The sequence below is a fragment of the Pseudomonas antarctica genome (assembly GCF_001647715.1).
Classification (GTDB): domain Bacteria; phylum Pseudomonadota; class Gammaproteobacteria; order Pseudomonadales; family Pseudomonadaceae; genus Aquipseudomonas; species Aquipseudomonas antarctica_A.
In genome coordinates this window covers 4,659,056-4,684,102 of record NZ_CP015600.1, presented here as the reverse complement: position 1 = coordinate 4,684,102, position 25,047 = coordinate 4,659,056, and the positions used below count along the sequence as shown (strand labels likewise).

Sequence of the window (25,047 nt, the reverse complement as noted above, 5' to 3'; positions counted from 1 at the left end):
CATGCTTAAACGTAAAGGAATCATTTTGGCCGGTGGTTCGGGCACACGCCTGCACCCTGCAACCTTGGCTATCTCCAAGCAATTGCTGCCGGTTTACGACAAGCCAATGATCTACTACCCGCTGACCACGCTGATGCTGGCGGGTATTCGCGACATCCTGATCATTTCCACGCCGCAGGACACCCCGCGCTTCGAACAGCTGCTGGGTGACGGCAGCAACTGGGGCTTGAATCTTTCCTACGCCGTACAGGCCTCCCCGGATGGCCTGGCCCAGGCCTTCATCATCGGTGAAGACTTTATCGGCAACGATCTGTCGGCGCTGGTGTTGGGTGACAACATCTACCACGGCCATGATTTCAACGAGCTGCTCAAAAGCGCAACGCAGCGTCAGGACGGCGCCAGTGTGTTCGCCTACCACGTGAACGATCCTGAGCGTTATGGCGTGGTCGAGTTCGATGCCCAGGGCAAGGCGATCAGCCTGGAAGAAAAGCCGCTCAAACCTAAGTCGAACTACGCCGTTACCGGTCTGTATTTCTACGACCAGGACGTGGTTGAAATCGCCAAGAGCATCAAGCCGTCGCCGCGTGGCGAGCTGGAAATCACCGACCTCAACCGCATCTACATGGAACGCGGCAAGCTGTCGGTCGAGATCATGGGCCGCGGCTACGCATGGCTGGACACCGGCACTCACGATTCCTTGCTCGAAGCCAGCAGCTTCATTGCCACGCTTGAGCACCGCCAGGGCCTTAAAGTGGCCTGCCCTGAAGAGATCGCCTTCCGTCAGAACTGGATCGATGCAGAGCAGCTGGAGCGCCTGGCCGCACCGCTGCTCAAAAACGGTTACGGCCAATACCTGAAACGTCTGTTGACCGAGAAGATTTATTAATGAAGCACACAGAGCTAGCGATATCAGACGTCGTTCTAATCGAGCCCCGAGTTTTCGGCGACGAACGTGGGTTCTTTTTTGAGAGTTTCAATCAAGAGCAGTTTGAGAGCGCCATAGGCCGCTCGGTCAAGTTTGTTCAAGATAATCACTCCCGCTCTGTGAGAAACGTATTGCGTGGTCTTCATTATCAAGTCCGTCAGCCACAAGGGAAGTTGGTTCGTGTGGTGTCGGGCGAGATTTTTGATGTGGCTGTCGATATCCGTAAAGGCTCCGCGACGTTCGGTCAGTGGGTAGGTGAAGTGCTGAGCGCAGAAAACAAGCGTCAGCTCTGGATCCCGGAAGGCTTTGCTCACGGTTTTGTGGTGTTGAGCGAGTCAGCGGAACTGCTTTACAAGAGCACTGATTACTACGCACCGGCTCACGAGCGTTGCCTCGCCTGGGATGATCCGAGCCTGGCGATCAAGTGGCCAATCGATGGCACCCCGACACTTTCGGAAAAAGATACCAAAGGGCAGTTGTTGTCGGCTGCCGAGGTGTTTGACTGATGCAGAATTTTTCTGTGTCTCCCCGGGAGATGGTGGGGAGCCTGTGGCGTAATCGCCAATTGATCCGGACCCTGATTCAGCGCGACGTATTGGGGCGCTATCGGGGTTCGATCATGGGCGTGCTCTGGTCATTCATCACTCCGATCATGATGTTGGCGGTGTACACCTTTGTCTTCAGCGTGGTCTTCAAGGCGCGCTGGAGTTCGGGCAGTACCTCGGTGACGGAATTCGGCATGGTCCTGTTTGTGGGGTTGATCGTATTCAACATTTTTGCTGAATGCGTCAACAAAGGCCCTGCGCTCATTTTGGCGAACGTCAATTACGTCAAAAAAGTGGTGTTTCCGCTTGAGGTGCTGCCATGGGTCTCATTGGGGGTCGCACTGTTCCATGCCGCAGTGAGCGTTATCGTCTGGCTGACGGCCTATGTGATCCTTTTTGGAGTGCCCCATTTAACGGTGCTGTTGCTGCCAATTGTGGTGCTGCCGTTACTGTTTCTAATCATGGGGGTGACTTGGTTCCTGGCTTCCTTGGGGGTCTACCTGCGAGATGTCACGCAGTTCGTCGCCATCCTGACCACGGTGTCCATGTTCCTGTCTCCGATCTTCTTTCCGGCGAGTGCTCTGCCTGAGCGGTTTCAGATCCTGCTGCTGCTTAACCCTCTCACTTCCGTTGTGGAAGGTGGGCGTGACGTACTGTTCTGGGGTGTGGTGCCTGATTTGAAGTTCATTGCCATTTACTTTGTCGGCTCCCTCTTTATTGCATGGCTGGGTTTTGCTTGGTTCCAGAAAACTCGCAAAGGGTTTGCAGATGTCCTCTGATACCGCGATCTCAGTACAAAATCTTAGCAAGTGCTTTCAGATTTACGCTAAGCCACACGACCGCTTGAAGCAGTCGCTTTATCCCCGTATTCAAGGGGCTTTCGGCATGCAGAGAAAGCAGTACTTCAACGAGTTCTGGTCGTTGCGGGACGTGTCTTTCGACATCAAGAAAGGCGAGACCATAGGCATCATCGGTCGTAACGGCAGTGGCAAATCCACACTGTTGCAGATTATTTGCGGAACGCTCAGCCAGACCGCGGGATCTATCCAGACCAATGGGCGTATCGCCGCCCTGCTTGAGCTGGGTTCCGGGTTCAACCCGGAGTTCACCGGGCGCGAAAACGTTTACATGAACGGTGCGATCCTGGGCTTGAGCCGGCAGGAAATCGAAGATCGTTTTGACGAAATCGCGGAATTTGCCGATATCGGAGCGTTCCTCGAACAGCCGGTGAAAACCTACTCCAGCGGTATGTTCGTGCGGCTCGCTTTTGCCTGCAACATCATGTCTGACCCTGAAATCATGATTGTCGACGAGGCGCTTTCCGTCGGCGATATGAATTTCCAGGCCAAGTGCATGACGGCGCTGACGCAGATCAAAGAGCGTGGCGCGACGATTCTGTTTGTCAGTCACGACGTGGGCACGGTTAAAAGCCTGTGTTCGCGCTGTGTGTACCTTGACGGCGGTAAAGTGGTTGCGGTTGGTCCATCGGCCGATGTGACTGAGCTATACGTGCGTTCGATGCGCGAGGAGATGAACGCGGAACATCGCAAGTTTTCGCGCGTTTCCAAACCGTTTGCCGAGACGGCCGAGACGGCCGAGACGGCCGAGACGGCCGAGCCGGTTAAGCCGCCGTTGGGCCTGCCGGTCGTCGAGGAAAAGGTCTTCCAGATCGATCACGCGTTCGAAGCACGAGTCGCTCAATTCCGTTACGGTACGGGCGAGGTAAGGGCGCGCTCTGTCGAATTGCTGGATATGAACGATGAGCCCACGACTTTTCTTGATTTCAACCAGCAGGTCAAGATCAGGGTGAATTTCGAGGCTTACGCCGAGAAATCCGTTACTTTGAATGTCAGTGTTTTTGACGAGAAGAAGAACAACATTACCGGCTGTGGCTTCCAGCATGTCGATCAGCCTTACCTGCTGACGAAGCCGGGAGGCAAATACGTTGCCGAGTACCTGTTCAAGATGCCTTTGCAGGAAGGCCACTACTCGTTGCGTATCAATATATCGTCGGTAATTATTGAAAACGAATCGGCAGAGTTTATTGACTTGATCAATGATGCCGTCGTTTTCCGTGTTGCTCGTTGGGAGAAGGCCCGGATTTGGTCCCAAGTCCATCAGTTCGCAGAGTTGAGGGTTGAGGAGCTGCTGTGAGCGAAAAAATCAAACAGGCCTTTATCATCGGTACCGGACGCTGTGGCACCACCTGGCTTGCCCAGATGTTGAACAGCAATCCGGTGCTTTGCGTGCCTCCGGAAATTCAGTTGTTGTTCGAATATTCCAGCAATGGCAACCGGCTGCATGAAGAGTACCTGCTCGCCAACGAGCAGGGGCTCGACAGTGATCAATTGATCTCGATCATTGAGCGCTGCTGTCCGCACAACCTCGACCAGTTTTTTGACTACCCCGAGTTCTGCCGTCAGGACAGTACACCAAAGCGTTCATTTCGTGAGTTCGTCACCGCCTTCTATGCAGCGGTTGCTGAAAGCCACGGTAAACGCTGGCTTATCGAGCAGACACCGTGGTACGGGCAACGCCTCGATTTAGTGACAGCTTTGTTTCCTGATGCAAAGTTCATTCATGTGGTGCGGGATGGGCGTGATGTCGCATTGTCGTTCTCACGTACGATGTGGTGGCACCGATCCGCGCGTTTGAACCTCTCAAGATGGCAGCGGGAGATCAAAAAAATTGCGCTGGATGCAAAGCTTTTGCTGAAGCCCGAGGCTTACCTGGAAGTCAAATATGAAAACCTGGTGGCGGACACGACTGCAGAGCTGAAAAAAATCTGCACATTCCTCGGTGTCGATTTCGACCCGACGATGTTGGACCCCCAGGCGTTCATCGATTACGACCAGTTCTGTAAATTCGACCTCGGCCTGGTGTCGTCGCAGGCTTACTCGGCATGGCGCAAGCAAAAAAGTAAAACCGTATTCACCGATAGCGTTGAAGCCTGGCGTAAAAATGACGGCGCTTTTGATAAGAGCCTGCCGCCGGAGATCTCCAATTGGTTGACTCATTACGGTTACCCGGTCGAGACACCAGATGACACCGAAGCGGAAAATGTTCAACTTCGCGAGTACAACCTGAATGTGTTGGAACAGGAAAATCTCGAGAAGTCTCACTACATTCAAGCGCTGGAGCAGTCGGTTGCCGATTGCACTCAGCATTTAGGCGACGCCAGCGTGGTGGCTAATGACTGGGCTGCGCGCGGTGAGTTGCTGGAGCAATTGGCCGGCACCATTCATGCGCTGGAACAGGAAAATGCCGAGCGCTTCGAAAAAATTCTCACCCTGGAGAGAACGCTCGCGGGACACGTTGAACACGGTTCGTTTATCAAAGACGAGTGGCAAGCGCGTGGTGAGTTGATTGACGAGTTGGGCGAGAAGTTTCAAGCGCTGGAGCGAGAGCTTGCGTCCGGTGCTGAACTGAACGAGACATTACAGCAAGCACTTGCCGCTCAGCAAAGTGAGTCTAACGAGCTGGGGCAGACGATAGACGGTTTGAAACAAGAAATTGATAATCGTACGAATCAGGTACTGCAGGTTGAGCACGCCCTGACGGCTCATGCAGAGCAGCACAGGGTACTTGAGCAAGCGTTGCAGGCACGTGAACACTTGCTGGAGCAGGCAGGCGAAGCCAATGAGGCTTTGAAGAAAGACAGTGCAGATCGTGGCGAGCGCATCAATGTGCTTGAACGATTACTGGCCGAACAGATAGAGCAGTCCGACGTTGCCGAAAAGTATCTCGCTACCCGAGAGGCTTTGATTCAACAACTGACGGCTTCTGTTGAAGCATTAAATTCAACGAGTCAGCAACAGGCAGAAAAAATCGAGCAGCTTATGTTTGATGGTGTTGTCAGTGCTAATACGAACTCCCAACTCGTTCAGGAAATCGCCGATCAGAAACTATTGATCGAGGATTTGGAAGGCCGTCTTAATGAATTTGAGCGTTCGTGGTATGGAATCCTAAGAAAACGTCTCTCTAAATGAGATGTTATTAATTTTCGCTTGAGAACTTCATGAATATTACAGTCACCAAACCCTTTATGCCTCCGTACGCCGATTATCAGAGCTACCTGGCTGGTATATGGTCTCGCGAGTGGTTAACGAACAACGGCCCTCTCCTGAACGAGCTGGAAATCAAGCTCAAAGAATGCCTGTCGGTTGATAATCTGCTGTTTTTGAGCAACGGCACCGTTGCGCTGCAGATTGCAATCCGCGCCCTTGAGCTCCAGGGCGAGATCATCACCACGCCGTTCAGTTACGTAGCGACCACTTCCAGCATTGTCTGGGAGCACTGCGAGCCTGTGATGGTCGATATCTGCCGGGACACGCTGAACATTGACGTGAACCTGATCGAACAGGCCATCACTGAAAAGACCACTGCCATTCTTGCGACGCATGTCTTTGGCAACCCGTGCGACGTAGAGGCGATTGCAGTTATTGCCAAAAAGCATAACTTGAAAGTGATCTACGATGCGGCGCACGCCTTTGGCACTCAGCACAAGGGCAAATCCCTGCTGGCCTACGGTGACGTATCGACTTGCAGTTTCCACTCCACCAAGCTTTTCCACACGGTGGAAGGCGGTGCAGTGATCAGCCCGCATGCAGATGTGTCGAAGCGCATGGCGATGATGAGAAACTTCGGCCACTCCTCGGCCACCGATTTCGGCGACGTTGGCATCAACGGCAAGAATTCGGAGTTTCACGCGGCGATGGGCTTGTGCAACATCAAGCATGTACCCGACATCCTGAAGGTACGCCGGCAGCTGTGCGAGCGTTATGTACAAAACCTGGAAGGCCTGCCGGTTACCTTCCAGAAAATCCTGCCGAAGACCGAATATAACCACGCGTATTTTCCGGTGATATTCGAGAGCGAAGCAGTGCTATTGAAGCTGATTGATTTTCTCAACCTGAACAGTATCTACCCGCGTCGTTATTTCTATCCGTCGTTGACAAAACTGCCTTATGTACACGGGCAGAGTGCGAGCATCGCAGAAGACATTTCCCACAGAATTCTATGCTTGCCGCTGTATCACTCCCTCTCTCTGGAAGAGGTGGATATGATTTGTCGGCTGGTAAAACAAGACCTGTCGTGACCAGCAGTTTTGTGTAAATAGGGACATTTAAAATGGCTGTAAATACTAGTGAATACGCAGGCGGGGACACGAACGTGAGTGGTACTGGATTCTTTAAACGTGATCATTTCAGTGACGAGGATAAGCTCGGTTTGCTGAATTTTCTCATGCAGGAGTTCGGTCTTCAGCAGCCACTCGTGTTGAAAGGGGCCGACGTTGCATTGTCGGCCCGGTTCATCGCCAAGCAGTATTCGCTGCGCGGGAAAAAAATTGACCTGCTGCTACTGGATTCGATTCCTGCGCAACAGTCCGACGCTGCCGTGGCTAAGCTTTTCAATCTGCTCTCGGGGCGAGGGCTCGTCTGTATCGAATCAAAAGATGTCGCGCCCGCAGTGCTGAAGAGCCTGCACCATGCATTCGAACCGGTACTGATCGTGCCGGGCTTTTCGATCTTCGCCAAACCCGGTGGTGAGTGTTCGATTCGCAGCGCGCGCTATCGAGTTGATCTGTATCTCAGGAAGCTGCACTTCCAGAAAAGTTGCTTGATTAGCAAGGGGCCTGAGCACCTGCCATTGGTGACAGTGGTCGTCCTGACATACAAGCATGAAGCTTACATTGCAGAATGCATCAATTCGGTACTGCGCCAGCAAGGTGCGTTCCGCATGCGCATTATCGTGATTGATGATGTGTCGCCCGATAACACGGCGCAGGTTGTTCGGTCCACGATCGAAAATCAGCAAAACGAGCGTATCTCCATTGAGTTCCATGCGAACACAAAGAACGTTGGCGTTGTAGGGAACCTGGCGACGTCGGTAGAGCTTGCCAAAGGCTGTGACTACCTGACGTTCTGTGAGGGCGACGATTTCTGGACATCAGACACGCGTATTCAACAACATATTGATTTGCTGGCGACGCACCCGGAGTCGGTGATGTCGTTCAACTCGATTGAGCTGTGTGTGTCTGATGGATCTTCGCGCGAGATTTTTTCGGTACATAAAAATCTTGAGCGTGACACGATCACCGGCCTTGAAATGGCCGAACATAACCTCATCGGGAATTTTACTGCGTGTTTCTATCGCGGCCCGTTACTGGACGTTATCCCCGCCGAAATATTCGATATTTACACGGTGGATTGGTTCTTTAATATTTACTGCGCACAGTTTGGCAGTATTGCTCATCTCAAGCAGCCGCTGTCGGTCTACCGTCAACATGTCGGCGGCGAATGGAGTGCGCGTAAAGAGCTGGACAAGGCAACAACCCTGATCGACTTGATCGATCAGTACAACGAATTTATCGATTTCAACTACGACGAAGGCTTTCAGAAGTACAACTTTGAGTTGTATTCCTGGGTAGACGGCAAATACGCCGACAGCTTTGAAAAGCTTGATTTGATTATCGTCGATGACGTGTTCCCTTCGCGTCGAAGTGGTTTCCGTCACGTTGAGTTCACTGCGTACCTGAAAGCGTTCAAGCGTTCGTTGGTGCTGACCACCGGCGCCACGTTGCACGTGCTTGAAACGGCATCGATCAACAGTGTGATTCGCGAATACCAGCACACCTACCCAGAGTTGGGTAACCGGGTCATGCTCAAGAATGAGGCATTCCCGCTGGCCATTGGCAAGCTGCTGTATGTCACCTTCATTTCCAACGCTTACGCGCTGTTGCCGTCTGCTGAAGCATTGAATATTCCGTTCGTCTTCACACTGTATCCAGGTGGCGGCTTTGCCTTGAACAGTATCGAATGTGACAAGAAGCTGAAGCGCATCTTTGATTCTCCTTGCTTCCAGAAAGTCATCGTTACCCAGCAAGTGATTTACAACTACATCACTGAAAAGCACCTGTGCCCGGCTGACAAGATCGAGATGATTTTCGGCGTGGTGATGCCTGAAATGGCCAATGAACGACCACCGCTGAAGAAAAACCGTTGGGGGTTTGGCAAGGATCGTCTGGATGTTTGCTTCATGGCGCATAAATACACGACGTATGGTGAAGACAAAGGTTATGACGTCTTTATCAACGCGGCGAGTATTCTACGCCAGCGCTATGACAACATTTTCTTCCATGTGGTTGGCCCCTACAACAAGTCGGTGATTGATGTCGGTACGTTCAGTGACCGGATCACGTTCCATGGTTCACTGAACCCGGAGGAGTTTGATGACTTCTTCCAGGACATGGACATCATCATGTCGCCGAATATCAGTGGGAAAATCTTCCCTGGCTCGTTTGATGGTTTCCCTACTGCAAGCTGCACTGAAGCTGCACTGCGTGGTACTGCGATTTTCGCGTATGACGAATTCAACTCCGCGCAGGGCCGCTTCACCGACGGCGAAGATATCGTACTGCTCAAGTACGACCTGTGGGATATCGTCAGATTGGTTGAGAAGTACCGTGCCGATCCTGCGGCATTGAAAGCGGTGGGCGAGGCGGGTATTGGCCGTGTTCGAGCGCTTTACAGCCATGAGGCACAGCTTGCGCCACGGATCGAATTGCTGCGTCAGGTCATCAGTAACCCTGTGATTACGTCGGCCAGCGTCGACCCGTTGCCGCTGGTCATGCAAAACGTAGAGCCTGCGAGCGAAAGCGTGAAAGAAGTGGCCTCCCAATCGGTGGCGCCAGGGCCGCGCGGCAGACTGAGTACGTTGCGTAAGTGCTGCCCTGAGCCGATCAAAAAAGTGTATCGCCTTTGGAAGGCTCGCCATGTCTCTTGAGAAAGTGGATACAGTACCGGGCACTGATGACCTGCCATTGGTCAGTGTTGTGGTGCCGTCCTATAACCACGCAAAACATATCAGCAAGGCCATTGACAGTGTATTGGGCCAGGGCTTTTCTAACTTTGAATTGCTGATTTCCGATGACTGCTCGCCGGACACTAGCTGGGAAGTGATTTCCAGCTTCACGGATAAGCGTATTCGGACGTTTCGGCAGGAGAGAAACCTTGGGCCTGTCGGCAACCTGGTATTTCTGATCCAGCAGGCGCGGGGCAAATATGTTGCCCTGCTAAACTCCGATGATGCTTGGTACCCGTCGAAACTCGGTAAGCAAGTAGCAGTCCTCGACGCTCAACCCGAGTTGGGGGCTTGCTTTACGTGGGCGGATTTGGTGGACGGTACGGGGCAGGAAATTTCCGGTCCTGAGGCGATCTGGAATGATGTGTTCAGGCAGCCTAACCGTACGCAAGGCGAATGGTTGAAGCACTTCTTCCTGAAGGGCAACTGCATCTGCCATCCGAGCATGTTGGCGCGTAAGGAAGTGTTTGAGACGCTCGGCTATTACAACCCTGGCCTAAGGCAGTTGCCGGATTTCGATATGTGGATCCGGCTGGTCAAACAGTTTCCGATTCATGTCATTCAAGAGAATCTGGTTGGGCATCTACGAGACGGGAATAATACCAGCGCGGTCTCCCCGGAAAACTCAGCGCGAAACTTGACCGAACTGGTTGAGATATTTGGTTCGTTTTTTGAATCGCTTTCGGATGAGCTCTTCATTGACGGGTTTTCTGAACACTTCCGGCTCAAAGGGGTGCCAGCCACGCAGGCCAGGCTGGAAGCCGAGAAGTTCTTTTTGCTGCTAGACAGTGCTTTCGTACCCGCCTCCGGTAGAGCGGCGGCACTGTCCGTGTTTATCAAGCGGTGTGCGGATCCTGAATTCGAGCGTGTGCTACGCGATGAGTACATGTTTTCGGTTTTTGATTTCTACCGGATAAGCGGCCAAAGCGGGTTCGGGCATTACTTGATGGCCGCCCATTATGCTTCTGTTCCCGCGCCGATCTCGGTGGAAGGGGCGGGTGCGAACACTTCGGTCCAGGGCCGTTTTATCTACTTTTTAAAACGCGTAGTGCGCCGTTTACGCCGAGAGCTGCAGCGTATCAGCGCTTAGGGCCATCAGGTTAAAAGTAGACAGGCAGGCGCGCGCATCAGCGCGCGTCTGTCGAGACAGCGGATAATCTTTCAGAGAGCATTATGAAAACATTTTTTGGTCTTATTGGCGCAGGTGGACACGGCCGGGAAGTGATGCCGATGCTGCGGTCAATGATCAAGGGCACGCCGGCCGAATCGAACTCTGAGTTATTATTCGTCGTAGAAAACCTTGACGCGCCAACGCAGATCAACGGGTATCGCGCGATCAGCCTGCAGGCCTTTTTCGAGCTCGATGGCATCAAGCGATTCAACATCGCAATTGGTGACTCCAAGGCACGGCAGAGGATTGCGGATGTTTGCATGGCCCGTGACATCTCGCCGTTTTCGTTAATCGCCCCCAGCGCGATTTTATTGGACAGTAACGAGATCGGTGAAGGGGTCATGATCTCCGCGCAGACGATCATTACCTCGAATGTAAAAATCGGTCGGTTTTTTCAGGTCAATAACCAATGCAATATTTCCCATGATTGCGTCATCGGTGATTTTGTAACGTTCGGGCCTGGTGTGAAATGTAATGGAAACGTCACGATTGGTGACCATGCATACATCGGCGCTGGCGCTCTGATCAAGCAAGGCAGGCACGGGGCTCCGTTAAAGATCGGTGCGGGAGCGGTGGTTGGCATGGGCGCGGTGGTTGTCAAAGATGTTGAGCCCTACACCACGGTAGTGGGCAACCCTGCCAGGCTGTTGGTGAAGTAATGTCCGACGCGAGCTCGCGCTTCGACTTATCGGTGCTGTTGGTTACCTATAATCATGAGCTGTATATACAGCGTGCCTTGGACTCGCTTTTCAGTCAGGACTTCTGTGGCTCTGTCGAGCTGGTTGTTGCTGACGATGCCTCCTCGGATACCACGCTAAAATGTATCCAGCGTTATGAAGGTACAGACGCCCGGTTTACTTTTAAGTACCTCTCGCAGTCGGCGAACTTGGGGATTACCCGGAACTATCAACGCGGTTTTGCCGCCTGTTCCGGCGACTATGTCGCGGTGCTCGAAGGTGATGATTACTGGAGCAGTCCCTATAAACTCACGCGCCAGGTCACGTTTCTCGATGAACATTGGGAATGCAACCTTTGCTCTGTCAACTACTTCGTTTTTAATGAAAATGATGCCAGCGTTGTCAGCCGGGTCGAGCGCGGTGACGGCTATCGGCTGTTAACCGCGCGCGAACTGATTGCCGATAATCTGGTGGGTAACTTCTCCACCTGCCTTTATAGGGCGTCAGCGTTGCAAGCGCTGCCGGCCGAATTGTTCGAACTCAAGTCTTATGATTGGATCGTCAATATCTGCGTGGCGAGAAACAGCCTGATCGGCTTTCTCGAAGAGCCAATGTCGGTTTATCGCGTGCATTCGGGAGGCGCCTGGTCTCACGTTGCCCATACCGGGCAATTGGAACTGCAGCTCAGCTTGATTCCCGCGTATGACCAGCTCACGAATCAACTGTTTCATGCCAGCTTCATGAAGCTGGAACGCCGCTTGCGCCGAGCGATAGTGCTCTCGCGTCGCGGCCCATCGTTAGGCAGAGTTGCGGCATGGAGTGCGGCCAACATTGAGCAGTTCATACCGCCCGTAGTGCTCATGGTTTTCGACGCGCTGATGCCTCCGGTTATTAAAAAGATATTCCTGAGGATCATCCGCCGTGGAGAGGGGTTATGAGCAGCCCCTTGATCAGCGTGATAATGGCGACCTTCAACCATGCGAGTTACGTCAAGGAAGCCATCGCCAGCGTATTGAAGCAGCGCGGCGTTGAACTGGAGTTTTTGATCGCAGACGACGGTTCCACTGACGGTACTCGGGAGGTCGTTGAGTCGATTGTCGACCCCAGGATCCGTTTTTTCCCCCATCAGGAAAACCGTGGTGCCTGCGCGGTTACCAACGAGTTGATCGCGCGTTCAAAGGGGCAGTTTATTGCGCTGATCAACTCGGATGATTATTGGTGTGACGACGACAAGCTGGCTTATCAACTGCAGATATTGCTTGAGAATCCCCAGTTAGGGGCGACCTTCGGTCGAGCCCGTTTCATTGATAAGCACGGCGACGTCATCAGCAAGAATCGGTTGACCTATGGTGCGGTGTTCGACCAGCAGAATCGGTCGCAAGGTGAGTGGTTGCGCTTTTTTTTCGAGCAGGGCAACTGTATTTGTCACCCAACGGTGCTCATCCGGCGTGAATGTTATGATGAGGTCGGTGTCTACGATAATAACCTTCGACAGCTGCCTGACTTTGATATGTGGGTTCGACTGGTAAAAAAATTCCAGATTCATATCTCTGAGCGTGAACTGATCAGCTTCCGCGTGTTGCCGGGGCAAAGCGCCAGTAGCCATACGGTGGCTAACGCTGTGCGCACGATGAATGAGCATTACTTGATTGCCACTTCTTTCTTTCGGAACGTCGGGGCTCAAGCACTCAAGGATGGCTTTTCTGACCTACTGAGATATCCTGATGTCCCTGGTGACATGCATCTTGATATCGAGAAAGCGCTGCTTTTTTTCGTGCCGAACAGAGCCTTGGGCAAGGCATATGAGATGGTAGGTATTCTCGAGCTCAATCGGCTTCTCAGCCTGGATGGGCATCGAGAAGTGCTGGCAAGGGACTACAAGATTGATGCCGGTTGGTATCATCGCAAGATGCAGGATGTTGACGTGCTGCGCCCGAAAATTTTGGCAGTGATTGGCAATAAAATCGCGGGGTTGAAAAGTCTGTATGTGAAGCTTTTCAACTCTTAACTGGTTTGAAAATAGAAATTTAAAAAGGAAGATTTATGCGTTCTCTCTATCTACCCGCTGTTGCTCTCCTAGGTCTTCTTGCTGGCTGTGATGCAGACAAGATGAAAGATGTTGCGTCGAATAACTCATGCTCGCTGGACAGCCCTGCGACGGGCACCCAAGTACTGTCCAACGTTCCGTTCGAGCCGTGGGGCTGGGCGTATAACGTTGTGGCGGGCACTGTCCCTAAAGACGTGACTCTGCAAATTATCAACGCTAAAAACGATGTTGTCCTGACGACGCCGGCAACCCGTGCTCCTCGTCCAGACGTTGCCAAAGCGTTCGACAAGCCTGACCTGGCGAACTCTGGTTTTATCGCCAAGCTCGACATCAGCAAGCTGGAAGCGGGTACCTACTCGATCAAAGTCATCCAGCAGGAAGGCAACTTCCGTTACAACTGCACCTCCCCATCCAAGTTCAAAATTGCGGCTAAATAAGCTCGGTTTGAAAGTGGATTGAGCTGCAGACACAAGCGGGCATTGAGCTGCTTGTGAGCCTTCGTCGTTAATGATGTCTGCATTAGTGACCGGGAAAAACACCTACCCTGTGACCCGCAAGGTAGGTGTTGTCCACGTTGTACCACGTTGGTTATTTGATAATGTCCAGCAGGCGTGTGAGTGCCTGTTCAAGGTCGGTGTGCGCCGTATCGATTTCAAGGTGCGCTTCGATGGGCGCTTCATAAGGGCTGCCCACGCCAGACAGGTTCGGCAATTGCCCGGCCCTGGCCTTTTTATACAGGCCCTTCACATCCCGCTCCTCACACACTTCAAGTGTTGTACTCACATACACCTCGACAAACCGATCCGCCCCAATCAGTTCCTTCGCCATTTCGCGCTCTCTTCTGAACGGTGAGATAAACGCCGTCAAGACGATCAGCCCTGCGTCCATCATCAGTTTGGCCACTTCAGCAATACGCCGGATGTTTTCCACGCGGTCGGCGTCAGTGAAGCCCAAGTCTCTGTTTAAACCTTGGCGCACGTTATCGCCGTCCAGAATATAGGTCCGATAGCCTTTGGCGTGCAGTTCCAGTTCCAGCGCGTTGGCCAGCGTTGACTTGCCCGACCCTGACAGCCCGGTAAACCAGATGACTTTGCCTTTGTGGCCATTAAGCTTTTCGCGGTCTTCCCGGGCAATCGAGAGCGCTTGCCTGTGCACATTTTGCGCCCGTCGCAAGCTGTGATTGATCATGCCCGCCGCGACGGTGGCGTGGGTGACGCGGTCGACCAGGATAAAGCTGCCCAGTGTTTTGGACTGTTGATAGCTATCGAATACCAAGGGCTTGCTGGTCGCGAGGGTGCACACGCTGATGTCGTTCAGCGAAAGGTGTCTGCTGGCGTCACGGGCAAGGGTGTTGGTGTCGATGCGGTATTTTATGTTGGTGATGGAGGCGGACGCCCATTGTGTCGCCAGCTTGATGTCATAACTGCGCCCGTTCAGGCCCGCGTCTTCGTTCATCCAGATCAGCACCGCTTCAAACTGGTCGCTCACCTCCAGCGGGCTTTGGCTCAGGGAGAGAGTGTCGCCGCGCGAGACGTCGATTTCCTTGTTCAACTTCAGGGTAATGGCATCTCCGCCTGCGGCGGACTGTACCGAGCCATCCATGCCGATAATGTCGGTGACCGCCGCTGTTTGCCCAGAAAGGCTTGCGCGAATCTCGTCACCCACGCGTACCTGCCCTTCGGCGACATACCCGCTGAACCCTCGGAACGAGGCATCCGGTCGATTGACCCCTTGCACGGGGAATACCAGGCGCTTGGATTCAGAGGAAGGGATCTCCAGCGTTTCCAGGCAGCCCATCAAGGTGGGGCCGCTGTACCACGGTGTGTTGGTAGAGCGTTGCGTGATGTTGTCACCCTTCAGCGCGCTGAGTGGGATCGCAATGATCTTGTCGAAGCCCAGGCTTTGCGAGAACTGGCGGAACTCATCGGTGATTTGGCGGAAAACCGTCTCGTCGAACCCGATCAAGTCCATTTTGTTCACGGCCACGACAACTTGGCGAATGCCCATCAGCGACGCCAGGTACGCATGCCGACGTGTTTGTGTCAGCACGCCCTGGCGGGCGTCGATCAGAATCACGGCCACATCGGCGGTTGACGCGCCTGTCACCATGTTGCGCGTGTACTGCTCATGGCCAGGGGTGTCGGCGACGATGAATTTGCGTTTGGTGGTGGAGAAGTAGCGGTAGGCAACATCAATGGTGATGCCTTGCTCACGTTCTGCGGACAGGCCATCGACGAGTAGCGCAAAGTCGAGATCCTTGCCCTGGGTGCCATGTTTTTTCGAGTCGATTTGCAAAGCCGTCAACTGGTCGTCGGTCAGTTGCTGTGCATCCCACAGCAAGCGTCCGATCAGTGTGCTTTTGCCATCGTCCACGCTGCCGCAGGTGATGAAGCGCAGCAGGTCCTGGTCACGCTGTTGCGCGAGATAGTCTTCGATCGTTGGATCGGTAGAGGGCGCAAGTGATTCGAGTGCCATTAGAAATAGCCCTCCTTTTTCTTCTTTTCCATACTCGACGCGCAGTCGCTGTCAATCGCTCGGCCTTGGCGTTCCGAGCGAGTGGACCCAGCCAGCTCCAGCAATACATCGGCAGCGGTGAGGGCGTTCGACTCCACCGCGCCGGTGAGTGGGTAGCAACCCAGGGTACGAAAACGGACGTTGCGCGCTTCAATTTTTTCGTCCGGCAGCAACTTCATGCGTGAATCATCCACCATGAGTGCCACGCCGTTACGGATGACGACAGGCCGTTGTTTTGCAAAATACAGAGGTACCAATGGGATGTTTTCCTGGTGGATATATTGCCAGATGTCGAGTTCTGTCCAGTTGGACAACGGAAATACGCGAATGCTCTCGCCAGGGTTTTTATGTGTGTTGTAGAGGTTCCACACCTCTGGCCGCTGGTTTTTTGGATCCCATTGATGGCTTTGGCTGCGGAACGAAAAAATGCGCTCCTTGGCGCGGGATTTTTCTTCGTCGCGGCGGGCGCCACCGAATACCAGGTCAAACTTGTATTTATCCAGGGCTTGCTTCAAGCCTTCGGTTTTGGTCAGGTCAGTGTGCAGCGCAGAACCATGGTCGAAGGGATTAATGTCTTTGCTGACCGCATCAGGGTTGATATGCACGAGCAGGTCCATACCGCTCTCACGCGCCATGTAGTCGCGGAACAGGTACATTTCCTGAAACTTCCAGCGTGTGTCGACATGCAGCAATGGAAAGGGCGGCAGCGATGGGTAAAAGGCCTTGCGGGCAAGGTGCAGCATGACCGCACTGTCTTTACCCATGGAATACAGCATGGCCGGGTTCTCGGACTCGGCCACGGCTTCGCGGATGATTTGCACGCTCTCCGATTCAAGCCGTTTGAGATGAGGCGCAAGGGGGCTTGTACGCGCCCGTGACGCGTTGAACGTGCTTTCGTCCAATACCGGCGCATAGCTCAGCAGTCCGAACTCTACGTTGGCGGGTGCGTCGGTGTGCCTGCACACAGCGGTGAGGCGCCCGCTTGGAAAAATAACGATGAATTTGGCGATATGTGTTTGCAAACGTTGCAGGGCGATGGTCAGCGCCTGCGCATCGAGCGGTTCGGCGCCGAGAGGCAGCCAGTAGCGTGCGCCTCGGGCGTCGTTGGCGTGCAAAAAGTCTTGCCCGTCCGCGGTGCGGAACACTTGCGCGAATATCACCAGCCTGCGCTTGGCGCGGGCCCTTTCAATGTCCCAGGTCAGGACCGCGTGAGTGGGTGGGCGCCCCAACTCATCCTCCAGGTTTTGCACCGTCAGCTCGGCGGGCAGCAGGCCAAGTTCGTGCAGTCTTCGTTCGGCCGTGCGCTTGGTGTCGGCTTGTTCGAGTGCGTGAAGGTGCTGGTAGGCTGAGTGCGTATCCCAAACAATGGGCGCATCCAATCCGAAAAAGTCTGGGTTGGGCATTATGACCTTTGTCGCATTTTGCGAATTAATCTATCGATATTCGTAAATTACATTATTTTTATTGGGTCGTTGCTTGTTTTTTGTTTTTTATGCAAATCGCGACGCGTTTCGTGGCGCGGTGTTGGCCCGCCATTGGGTTCGCGTCGGCCTTGGCTAAACGTTAAATGTCCATGCAGGCCCACCTTGCCGTGGTTGCGGCTCTATACTGTCGTCTTACTGAATCGGGGCGGTGGGGCAGGTTGCTCGCGAATTAATCGTCTGGACGGATGAACCCGTCATCAATATCCAGTCCGGCTCTTACCGCGAATGGATCGAGAAGAACTATTCCGAGCGTTTGGCATGAAGATTCTATTGCTGGGTAAAAATGGCCAGGTGGGCTGGGAGCTCCAACGGAGTATGGCGCCCTTGGGCCAAGTGCTTGCGCTCGACTCGAAAAGCCAGGACTACTGCGGCGACCTGAACGATCTGCAGGGCTTGGCCGCGACTGTGCAGCGGTTTGCGCCTGACGTCATCGTCAACGCCGCCGCTTACACCGCCGTCGACAAAGCCGAAAGCGAGCCCGCCCAGGCCCTGCGTGTCAACGCAGAAGCCCCGGCGGTACTGGCGGCCGAAGCGCTCAAGCTGAATGCCTTGCTGGTGCACTATTCCACCGACTACGTGTTCGCCGGCACCGGCGACACACCCTGGCTGGAAAGCGACCCGGTCGGCCCGCTGAGCGTCTACGGTACGACCAAGTTGCAGGGCGAGCAGGCCATCCAGGCCAGCGGTTGTGCGCACCTGATCTTTCGCACCAGTTGGGTCTACGCAGCACGCGGTAACAACTTCGCCAAGACCATGCTGCGCCTGGCCATCGAGCGTGACAGCCTGAACGTGATTGACGACCAGTTCGGTACGCCCACCGGGGCGGACCTGCTGGCCGACGTCACCGCTCACGCGATCCGCACCCTGGGCTCAAACCCGCAGTTGAGCGGGGTGTATCACCTCGCGGCTGCGGGCGAGACCACCTGGCATCGTTATGCCCGCTTTGTGCTCGAACAGGCGCAAGCGGCGGGTGTGCAGCTCAAGGTCGAACCGGTCAACGTGGGCGCGATCACCACCGCGGCCTACCCGACGCCGGCCAAGCGCCCTGGCAACTCCCGACTCAACACTCAAAAACTGCAGAATGCCTTCTCACTGCGCCTGCCTGAATGGCAGGACGGCGTGGCACGGATGCTTAAAGAAATTCTAGAGAAATGAACATGCTTAAACGTAAAGGAATCATTTTGGCCGGTGGTTCGGGCACACGCCTGCACCCTGCAACCTTGGCTATCTCCAAGCAATTGCTGCCGGTTTACGACAAGCCAATGATCTACTACCCGCTGACCACGCTGATGCTGGCGGGTATTCGCGACATCCTGATCATTTCCACGCCGCAGGACACCCCGCGCTTCGAACAGCTGCTGGGTGACGGCAGCAACTGGGGCTTGAATCTTTCCTACGCCGTACAGGCCTCCCCGGATGGCCTGGCCCAGGCCTTCATCATCGGTGAAGACTTTATCGGCAACGATCTGTCGGCGCTGGTGTTGGGTGACAACATCTACCACGGCCATGATTTCAACGAGCTGCTCAAAAGCGCAACGCAGCGTCAGGACGGCGCCAGTGTGTTCGCCTACCACGTGAACGATCCTGAGCGTTATGGCGTGGTCGAGTTCGATGCCCAGGGCAAGGCGATCAGCCTGGAAGAAAAGCCGCTCAAACCTAAGTCGAACTACGCCGTTACCGGTCTGTATTTCTACGACCAGGACGTGGTTGAAATCGCCAAGAGCATCAAGCCGTCGCCGCGTGGCGAGCTGGAAATCACCGACCTCAACCGCATCTACATGGAACGCGGCAAGCTGTCGGTCGAGATCATGGGCCGCGGCTACGCATGGCTGGACACCGGCACTCACGATTCCTTGCTCGAAGCCAGCAGCTTCATTGCCACGCTTGAGCACCGCCAGGGCCTTAAAGTGGCCTGCCCTGAAGAGATCGCCTTCCGTCAGAACTGGATCGATGCAGAGCAGCTGGAGCGCCTGGCCGCACCGCTGCTCAAAAACGGTTACGGCCAATACCTCAAGCGTGTGTTGCTTGAGAAGATTTTTTGAGGGGCCTGTCGTGAAGAATCAAGCCGACCTGGAGACCAGAATGAGCAGCACCAAGAATTTTTTCGTCCACAGCCATGCGCTGTGCGAGTCCGAAAATATCGGTAAAGACACGCGTGTCTGGGCCTTCGCGCACATCCTGCCGGGGGCCACGTTAGGCAGTGAGTGCAACGTGTGCGACAACGTTTTCATCGAAAACGATGTGATCATAGGCGACCGCGTAACACTCAAGTGCGGCGTGCAAGTGTGGGATGGCATCACCCTTGAAGACGACGTTTTTATTGGGCCGAATGCAACCTTCACCAATGACCTGTTTCCGCGCAGTAAGGTCTATCCGCAGACCTTTGCCCGCACGATCGTTAGAAAAGGCGCGTCGCTGGGTGCCAACTGCACCATCCTTCCAGGTCTGACGATTGGCACCAATGCAATGATTGGTGCCGGCGCCGTCGTCACACGGTCTATTCCGCCTAACGCAATCGTTGTCGGTAACCCTGCCAAAATCATTGGCTATGTTGATGCTAAACCCGTCGATGCAACACAGGATGGGGCTGAAAAAGTCGCCGGCACGCCAGGGGCGGCCGCAACCTCTGTCAACGGCGTCACGTTGCACACCATGACGGAGGTCGCCGACATTCGCGGCAGTCTGTCTGCGGGCGAGTTCGAGCGAACAGTACCGTTCAAGTCAGAGCGTTACTTCCTGGTCTATGACGTGCCTACTGCAGAAACACGCGGCGAACATGCTCATCGGGTCTGCCATCAGTTCCTGGTGGCGGTGAAAGGTTCGGTGCACGTGGTTGCCGATGATGGCAAGAACCGCGAAGAGTTCGTGCTGGATCGGCCGAACAAGGGCGTCTATTTACCGCCGATGACCTGGGGTATTCAGTACCGCTATTCCCAGGACGCGGTACTGATGGTGTTCGCTTCGCACCACTATGATGCTGCCGATTACATTCGCAATTACGACGAGTTCAAAACGCTGATTACTGGGGCTTGATGGCCGCAGCTGCGTGCGATCCAGCCATTGCTGCCAGTGAGTTACGCCGCTGACGTTGCCAACGCAATCAGCGGCGTTCGCCGACCAATAGTTTCCCCGGCCGCAACACCAGCCACAGTGCCCCCGCAATCAACACCCCGCCATACAAGTGCGCCATCGACAACGGCTCATCCAATAACAACGCCCCCCACAACACCCCGAATGGCGGAATCATGAAAGTCACCGTCATCGACTTGACCGGCCCAATGGATGACAGCAAGCGGAAGTACAGGATGTAGGCAAACGCCGTGCACACCAGTCCCAACCCCAGCAGTGACGCCCACACCTGCCAGCCACCCCAACTTGCTGGAGGGTGGGTGATGGCGCTGTAGGCAAAGAACGGCAGCAAAAACAGGGTAGCGCCCAGCATGCTGCCCAACGCCGCGAGTCGGCTGTCCAGGCCGCCACGTTGATCGAGCCAGCGCCGTGCGAGGAAGCCGGCAAAGCCATAGCAGGTAGTGGCCAACAGGCAGGCCAATGCGCCCATCAATAATTCCAGATCAAACGCCACCGGCCCCGCGCGCGTCAGCACGCCTACGCCAAACAAGCCCAGGCTGACCCCGGCGATTTTCGACGGCGTCAGGCGTTCATTGAAGAACAACCCGCCAATCAACACACCCATCAACGGCGTGGTGGCATTGAAGATCGCCGAATAACCCGCCGGCAACACTTGGGCCGCCACCGAGTACATGGTCGCGGGAATCCCGGAGTTGATCACCCCCAGCAGCAGGACGGTCTTGAATTTGCCCTGGAAGTCCCAGTTCACGCGCATCAACGTGAGGATCACCAGCAAGCCCGCCGCTGCAATCGAGACGCGAAAAAACGCCGTCGGCACCGTGCCGATTTCCGGCGCGATGATGCGCATGAACAGGAAGCTCGCGCCCCAAATGGCAGCCAGCCCCAACAGGTACAGGGTGTCGACAGGTCTCACGGAACACTCCTACATCAATAAGGCGGCGAGTGTTGCCTAGAGGCCTGCCTGACACAATCGCTAATTACAGGGCAAACCGCGTGACCAGGCCATTGAGGTCCACTGCCAGGCGTGACAGCTCCTGGCTGGCCGCCGAGGTCTGGGTGGCACCGGCGGCGGTCTGGGTGGACAGGTCGCGAATGTTCACCAGGCTGCGGTCGACGTCACGGGCGACCAGCGCTTGTTGTTCGGCGGCGCTGGCAATGACCAGGTTGCGTTCGCTGATCTGCGAAATGGCGGCGGTGATTTTTTCCAGGGCGCTGCCGGCGCTATTGGCCCGTTGCAGGGTCTGGCCGGCGTGTTCAGCGCTGCTGTTGAGCGCGTCGACGGTGCCCTGGGTGCCTTGCTGGATGCCGTTGATCATCTGCTCGATTTCTTCGGTGGAATCCTGTGTGCGTTGCGCCAGTGACCGCACCTCGTCGGCGACCACCGCAAAACCACGCCCGGCTTCGCCTGCGCGAGCAGCTTCGATGGCGGCGTTGAGCGCCAGCAGGTTGGTTTGCCCGGCGATACCGCGGATCACTTCCAGCACTTTGCTGATGTCCTGGGCCTGGACCGCCAGGCCCTCGGCCTTGTTCGACGCGCCGAGCACTTCGTCCACCAGGTTCTGGATCGCGCTGATGGTTTCGCTGATCTGGTAGTGGCCGTGCTTGCTGTCTTCGTCCGACGCCTTGGACGCCTCGGCGCTGGACACCGCATTGTTCGCCACTTCATCCACGGCTGCGCTCATCTCGTTGACGGCGGTCGCGGCCTGTTCGATTTCATCGTTCTGCGCTTGCAGGCCACGGGTGCTCTGTTCCATCACCGAGCTCATCTCTTCGGCGGCAGAGGCCAGTTGCTGCGCCGACTCGCTGATACCGCGAATGGTGGTTTTAAGCTGGTCCTGCATGGTGGCCAGGGCCGTCAGCAATTGCGCCGGCTCGTCGCTGCCCTTCACTACAATCGGCCGGCTCAGGTCGCCACCGGCAATGGTGCGCGCCACAGCCAGCGCCTGGCCGAGCGGTGCCGTGATGCTGCGGGTCAGTAGCCAGGCCAGTAATAAGGTCGCAATCAATGCGCACACGATGATCAGGCCAACCACCCATTGCGCGCTGGCGTACATCTGCGCTGCCGAGTCGGCCGCGGCTTCCACGCCTTTCTGGTTGAAAGTGATCATGTCCTCCAGGCTTTTATTGAGGACGGTGCCCTGGGGACCGAGGCGGGTGGTGAGCAGGTCAATGGCGTCTTGCTGCTGGTCCTTGTCGACCTGTTCAACCATCTGGCTGACGATGCTGTTGTAGGTGTTCACGTTAACGTTGAGCTGCTTGAGCATCGCCCGTTCTTCATCACCGCTGAGCAGGCTTTCGTGGTGTTCAAGCAGGGTTTTGAGTTCGTTGCGTTGGCTGGCGATCAGGCTTTTGCTGTTGTCGCGGATCCGGGACTCGTCGGTAGTCGCCATGCGCATGGATTCCAGGCGGATGCTGGCAATGCAGGCAGCAGCGTCGTGGATATTCTCGATGCTCGGCATCCACGACTCTTCGATGATCAGCGCGCTTTCACGCAGCTTGGCCATCTGGCCCAGGCCAAACAGACCGACAATCACCAGCATGCTGGCCAAAACCCCGAAACTCAGACTGGCGCGCAGACCGATTCGCATATTCCTCAATGACATCTTGGTGCTCCTTAGGCGATTAGAATCTGTTCCCGGATCGGTCTTCTGACCTTGTTAGGGTGGGAGAGGGCGCGCTATATATCAAAGTGCCATCAAGGTGGTAATCAGGGTTTCCCTTACGGTGTATCAAAGCGGTTACAGGTGTTGTGAATCTGTGACAGCACAGGTTTTTTCCAGCGCCAGCGCCAAGCCACGCGGTTATGGGTCTACAGCGGTGTGCCAGGGGACTTTTCGGTGTATTTACTGACCGCTTGGTCGAGTTGTGAAATTTGAAAATAAATGTACAAGTCACGCGAAGGTGTACAGATACTCCCTGAAAATCATCCTTCTCCGGCCTCGTTTCACTGGCTAAGCTCAGGGCTTCCAGATGCCCGTTCGAGGTTTCCCGCATGTCGCAATCCGCCCTCGCCATCGCCCGCATGATCCTCGATGGCTTCGACGATTACCGTGAGCACTTTCGCCAGATCACCGACGGCGCCCGCGAACGTTTCGAAAAGGCCCAGTGGCAGCAGGGGCAGGCGGCTTCGGCGGCGCGTATCAACTTGTATGAAGACAAGGTGGCTGAAGTGACGGCGCGCCTGCGGGCCGGCTTCGACGAGGCTGCCTTGCTGGAGATCGACACATGGCCCCTGGTCAAGAGCGCGTATATCGGCCTGATCGACCTGCGCTTTGACGATGAGTTGTCCGAGACCTGGTACAACTCGATCTTCTGCGGCCTGTTCAGCCATGACCTGATCAGTGATGGCTGCATGTTCATCCACACCACACGGCCCAGCCTGCGCCGTGCGCGTGCGGCGCAGACCCGGACCTATAAACCGACGGGCGACCTGGCGTTGACGCTGGCGCAGATCTTCGCCGATTACCGTTTCAGCGAACCCTATGCGGACCTGGCGGCCGACTTGCGCCGGCTCGAAGCCCAACTGCGCGAGAACCTGCCGGACTGGGTATGCAAAGACCCGGACCTCAACGTCGAGCTGTTTTCCTCGGTGCTCTACCGTAATAAAGGCGCCTACCTCGTAGGGCGCATCTATACCCGCGACGAACAATGGCCGCTGGTTATTCCCCTGCTGCACCGCGAAGGGCGCGGCATCCAGATCGACGCGCTGATCACGGACGAAGCCGATGTGTCGATCATCTTCTCTTTCACCCGTTCCTATTTCATGGTCGACGTGCCGGTGCCGGCGGAATTCATCGGCTTTCTCAAGCGCATCCTGCCCGGCAAGCACATCGCCGAGTTGTACACCTCCATCGGGTTCTACAAGCATGGCAAGTCGGAGTTCTACCGCGCGCTGATCAACCACCTGGCCACCACCGATGATCAATTCATCATGGCACCCGGCGTGCGCGGCATGGTCATGAGTGTGTTTACGCTGCCGGGCTTCAACACCGTGTTCAAGATCATCAAGGACCGTTTTTCACCGTCGAAAAACGTCAATCGCGCCACGGTGATCGAGAAGTATCGCCTGGTAAAAAGCGTCGACCGGGTTGGGCGTATGGCCGACACCCAGGAGTTCGCCGACTTCCGTTTCCCCCTGAGCAAGTTCGAGCCCGAGTGCCTGGCCGAGCTGCTTGAAGTCGCTGCCGGTACGGTGGAAGTGGAGCGCGACAGCGTGCTCATCCGCCACTGCTGGACCGAACGGCGCATGACCCCGCTCAACCTTTACCTCGACAACGCCAACGCCGCCCAGGTGCGCGAAGCCCTTGAGGACTATGGCCTGGCCATCAAGCAACTGGCGGCGGCGAACATATTCCCCGGCGACATGCTGCTGAAGAACTTCGGCGTTACCCGACACGGTCGCGTGGTGTTCTACGACTACGACGAAATCTGCTTCCTCACCGAGGCCAACTTTCGGCATATCCCCGCACCGCGTACCCCCGAGGATGAAATGGCCTCGGAGCCCTGGTACTCCATCGGCCCACTGGACGTGTTCCCCGAGGAATTCCCGCCCTTTCTGTTTGCCGACGCCGGCCAGCGCAAGCTGTTCAATGAGCTGCATGGCGAGTTGTACAACGCCGATTATTGGAAAGGCCTGCAGGAGGCGATTCGCGCCGGCAAGGTCATCGACGTGTTCCCGTACCGCAGAAAAGAGCAGCTGTAAGCCTCAAGCGGCAAGCCACAAGTAAGCGG

The 25,047-nt window shown here is 55.4% G+C and carries 20 protein-coding genes; 16 read left to right on the top strand and 4 right to left on the bottom strand.

The genetic code is table 11. The features are described from left to right. The first annotated feature begins 1 nt into the window (after window position 1). The 12 genes from rfbA (A7J50_RS21180) (at window position 2) to A7J50_RS21125 (ending at window position 13,665) form a co-directional block, all read left to right on the top strand. The gene (gene rfbA, locus A7J50_RS21180) at window positions 2-886 is read left to right on the top strand and encodes a glucose-1-phosphate thymidylyltransferase RfbA (protein WP_064454992.1); all 885 of its coding nucleotides are present in this window, start codon (window positions 2-4) and stop codon (window positions 884-886) included. Beyond that, the gene (rfbC, locus tag A7J50_RS21175; protein WP_064453566.1) at window positions 886-1,431 is read left to right on the top strand and encodes a dTDP-4-dehydrorhamnose 3,5-epimerase; all 546 of its coding nucleotides are present in this window, start codon (window positions 886-888) and stop codon (window positions 1,429-1,431) included. Before rfbA (A7J50_RS21180) ends, rfbC begins: the two co-directional genes overlap by 1 nt. Beyond that, the gene (locus A7J50_RS21170) at window positions 1,431-2,249 is read left to right on the top strand and encodes an ABC transporter permease (protein ID WP_064453565.1); all 819 of its coding nucleotides are present in this window, start codon (window positions 1,431-1,433) and stop codon (window positions 2,247-2,249) included. The genes rfbC and A7J50_RS21170 overlap by 1 nt, the downstream gene beginning before the upstream one ends. Beyond that, the gene (locus tag A7J50_RS21165) at window positions 2,239-3,624 is read left to right on the top strand and encodes an ABC transporter ATP-binding protein (protein ID WP_064453564.1); all 1,386 of its coding nucleotides are present in this window, start codon (window positions 2,239-2,241) and stop codon (window positions 3,622-3,624) included. The genes A7J50_RS21170 and A7J50_RS21165 overlap by 11 nt, the downstream gene beginning before the upstream one ends. Then, a complete protein-coding gene (locus A7J50_RS21160; protein WP_064453563.1) occupies window positions 3,621-5,459 on the top strand; it encodes a sulfotransferase family protein in 1,839 nt (612 codons plus the stop codon). Before A7J50_RS21165 ends, A7J50_RS21160 begins: the two co-directional genes overlap by 4 nt. 29 nt (window positions 5,460-5,488) lie before the next feature. Next, on the top strand, window positions 5,489-6,568 hold the full coding sequence (locus A7J50_RS21155; protein ID WP_064453562.1) for a DegT/DnrJ/EryC1/StrS family aminotransferase: 1,080 nt from the start codon (window positions 5,489-5,491) through the stop codon (window positions 6,566-6,568). A gap of 32 nt (window positions 6,569-6,600) precedes the next feature. After that, window positions 6,601-9,255, top strand: a complete 2,655-nt coding sequence (locus A7J50_RS21150) for a glycosyltransferase (protein WP_082895933.1) — start codon at window positions 6,601-6,603, stop codon at window positions 9,253-9,255. Then, a complete protein-coding gene (locus tag A7J50_RS21145; RefSeq protein ID WP_064453560.1) occupies window positions 9,245-10,423 on the top strand; it encodes a glycosyltransferase in 1,179 nt (392 codons plus the stop codon). Before A7J50_RS21150 ends, A7J50_RS21145 begins: the two co-directional genes overlap by 11 nt. Window positions 10,424-10,506: 83 nt before the next feature. Then, entirely contained in the window at window positions 10,507-11,163 is a 657-nt protein-coding gene (locus tag A7J50_RS21140) for an acetyltransferase (RefSeq protein ID WP_064453559.1), read from the top strand. Further along, window positions 11,163-12,119 carry a glycosyltransferase gene (locus tag A7J50_RS21135; RefSeq protein WP_064453558.1) on the top strand — a complete coding sequence of 319 codons (957 nt, stop codon included), beginning with the start codon at window positions 11,163-11,165 and terminating at the stop codon, window positions 12,117-12,119. Before A7J50_RS21140 ends, A7J50_RS21135 begins: the two co-directional genes overlap by 1 nt. Next, window positions 12,116-13,189 carry a glycosyltransferase gene (locus A7J50_RS21130; protein WP_064453557.1) on the top strand — a complete coding sequence of 358 codons (1,074 nt, stop codon included), beginning with the start codon at window positions 12,116-12,118 and terminating at the stop codon, window positions 13,187-13,189. The genes A7J50_RS21135 and A7J50_RS21130 overlap by 4 nt, the downstream gene beginning before the upstream one ends. Window positions 13,190-13,224: 35 nt before the next feature. Beyond that, window positions 13,225-13,665, top strand: coding sequence for a hypothetical protein (locus A7J50_RS21125; protein WP_064453556.1), 441 nt, complete (start codon window positions 13,225-13,227; stop codon window positions 13,663-13,665). 151 nt (window positions 13,666-13,816) lie between these two features. Here the strand turns inward: A7J50_RS21125 and cysN are convergent, their stop codons facing one another. Both cysN and cysD read right to left on the bottom strand, forming a co-directional pair. Continuing rightward, on the bottom strand, window positions 13,817-15,703 hold the full coding sequence (gene cysN / locus A7J50_RS21120) for a sulfate adenylyltransferase subunit CysN (RefSeq protein ID WP_064453555.1): 1,887 nt from the start codon (window positions 15,701-15,703) through the stop codon (window positions 13,817-13,819). Next, window positions 15,703-17,145 carry a sulfate adenylyltransferase subunit CysD gene (gene cysD, locus A7J50_RS21115; RefSeq protein WP_237140860.1) on the bottom strand — a complete coding sequence of 481 codons (1,443 nt, stop codon included), beginning with the start codon at window positions 17,143-17,145 and terminating at the stop codon, window positions 15,703-15,705. The genes cysN and cysD overlap by 1 nt, the downstream gene beginning before the upstream one ends. 339 nt (window positions 17,146-17,484) lie before the next feature. Here cysD and rfbD point away from each other — a divergent pair, with 339 nt between their 5' ends. From rfbD to A7J50_RS21100, 3 genes are read left to right on the top strand one after another with little or no spacing between them, the layout of a single operon-like run. Continuing rightward, window positions 17,485-18,381, top strand: coding sequence for a dTDP-4-dehydrorhamnose reductase (gene rfbD, locus A7J50_RS21110; protein WP_064453554.1), 897 nt, complete (start codon window positions 17,485-17,487; stop codon window positions 18,379-18,381). Window positions 18,382-18,383: 2 nt separating this feature from the next. Continuing rightward, on the top strand, window positions 18,384-19,268 hold the full coding sequence (rfbA, locus tag A7J50_RS21105) for a glucose-1-phosphate thymidylyltransferase RfbA (RefSeq protein ID WP_064454990.1): 885 nt from the start codon (window positions 18,384-18,386) through the stop codon (window positions 19,266-19,268). A 40-nt stretch (window positions 19,269-19,308) separates the two neighbouring features. Further along, a complete protein-coding gene (locus A7J50_RS21100) occupies window positions 19,309-20,259 on the top strand; it encodes a WxcM-like domain-containing protein (RefSeq protein WP_064453553.1) in 951 nt (316 codons plus the stop codon). A 67-nt stretch (window positions 20,260-20,326) separates the two neighbouring features. Here the strand turns inward: A7J50_RS21100 and A7J50_RS21095 are convergent, their stop codons facing one another. Next, window positions 20,327-21,229: a DMT family transporter gene (locus A7J50_RS21095; protein WP_064453552.1), complete on the bottom strand. Its 903-nt coding sequence runs from the start codon at window positions 21,227-21,229 to the stop codon at window positions 20,327-20,329. Window positions 21,230-21,293: 64 nt separating this feature from the next. Further along, entirely contained in the window at window positions 21,294-22,856 is a 1,563-nt protein-coding gene (locus A7J50_RS21090) for a methyl-accepting chemotaxis protein (protein WP_420492100.1), read from the bottom strand. Window positions 22,857-23,308: 452 nt separating this feature from the next. On the opposite strand from A7J50_RS21090, the gene aceK reads away from it, so the two are divergent. Then, entirely contained in the window at window positions 23,309-25,018 is a 1,710-nt protein-coding gene (gene aceK / locus A7J50_RS21085; protein WP_064453550.1) for a bifunctional isocitrate dehydrogenase kinase/phosphatase, read from the top strand. Window positions 25,019-25,047 lie beyond the last annotated feature (29 nt).

Excerpts from the sequence above, each read along its gene's own strand:
- rfbA (WP_064454992.1), top strand. The coding sequence starts at position 2 with ATGCTTAAACGTAAAGGAATCATTTTGGCCGGTGGTTCGGGCACACGC.
- rfbC (WP_064453566.1), top strand. The coding sequence starts at position 886 with ATGAAGCACACAGAGCTAGCGATATCAGACGTCGTTCTAATCGAGCCC.
- A7J50_RS21170 (WP_064453565.1), top strand. The coding sequence starts at position 1,431 with ATGCAGAATTTTTCTGTGTCTCCCCGGGAGATGGTGGGGAGCCTGTGG.
- A7J50_RS21165 (WP_064453564.1), top strand. The coding sequence starts at position 2,239 with ATGTCCTCTGATACCGCGATCTCAGTACAAAATCTTAGCAAGTGCTTT.
- A7J50_RS21155 (WP_064453562.1), top strand. The coding sequence starts at position 5,489 with ATGAATATTACAGTCACCAAACCCTTTATGCCTCCGTACGCCGATTAT.
- A7J50_RS21150 (WP_082895933.1), top strand. The coding sequence starts at position 6,601 with ATGGCTGTAAATACTAGTGAATACGCAGGCGGGGACACGAACGTGAGT.
- A7J50_RS21145 (WP_064453560.1), top strand. The coding sequence starts at position 9,245 with ATGTCTCTTGAGAAAGTGGATACAGTACCGGGCACTGATGACCTGCCA.
- A7J50_RS21140 (WP_064453559.1), top strand. The coding sequence starts at position 10,507 with ATGAAAACATTTTTTGGTCTTATTGGCGCAGGTGGACACGGCCGGGAA.
- A7J50_RS21135 (WP_064453558.1), top strand. The coding sequence starts at position 11,163 with ATGTCCGACGCGAGCTCGCGCTTCGACTTATCGGTGCTGTTGGTTACC.
- A7J50_RS21130 (WP_064453557.1), top strand. The coding sequence starts at position 12,116 with ATGAGCAGCCCCTTGATCAGCGTGATAATGGCGACCTTCAACCATGCG.
- A7J50_RS21125 (WP_064453556.1), top strand. The coding sequence starts at position 13,225 with ATGCGTTCTCTCTATCTACCCGCTGTTGCTCTCCTAGGTCTTCTTGCT.
- cysN (WP_064453555.1), bottom strand. The coding sequence starts at position 15,703 with ATGGCACTCGAATCACTTGCGCCCTCTACCGATCCAACGATCGAAGAC.
- cysD (WP_237140860.1), bottom strand. The coding sequence starts at position 17,145 with ATGCCCAACCCAGACTTTTTCGGATTGGATGCGCCCATTGTTTGGGAT.
- rfbD (WP_064453554.1), top strand. The coding sequence starts at position 17,485 with ATGAAGATTCTATTGCTGGGTAAAAATGGCCAGGTGGGCTGGGAGCTC.
- rfbA (WP_064454990.1), top strand. The coding sequence starts at position 18,384 with ATGCTTAAACGTAAAGGAATCATTTTGGCCGGTGGTTCGGGCACACGC.
- A7J50_RS21100 (WP_064453553.1), top strand. The coding sequence starts at position 19,309 with ATGAGCAGCACCAAGAATTTTTTCGTCCACAGCCATGCGCTGTGCGAG.
- A7J50_RS21090 (WP_420492100.1), bottom strand. The coding sequence starts at position 22,856 with ATGCTGGTGATTGTCGGTCTGTTTGGCCTGGGCCAGATGGCCAAGCTG.
- aceK (WP_064453550.1), top strand. The coding sequence starts at position 23,309 with ATGTCGCAATCCGCCCTCGCCATCGCCCGCATGATCCTCGATGGCTTC.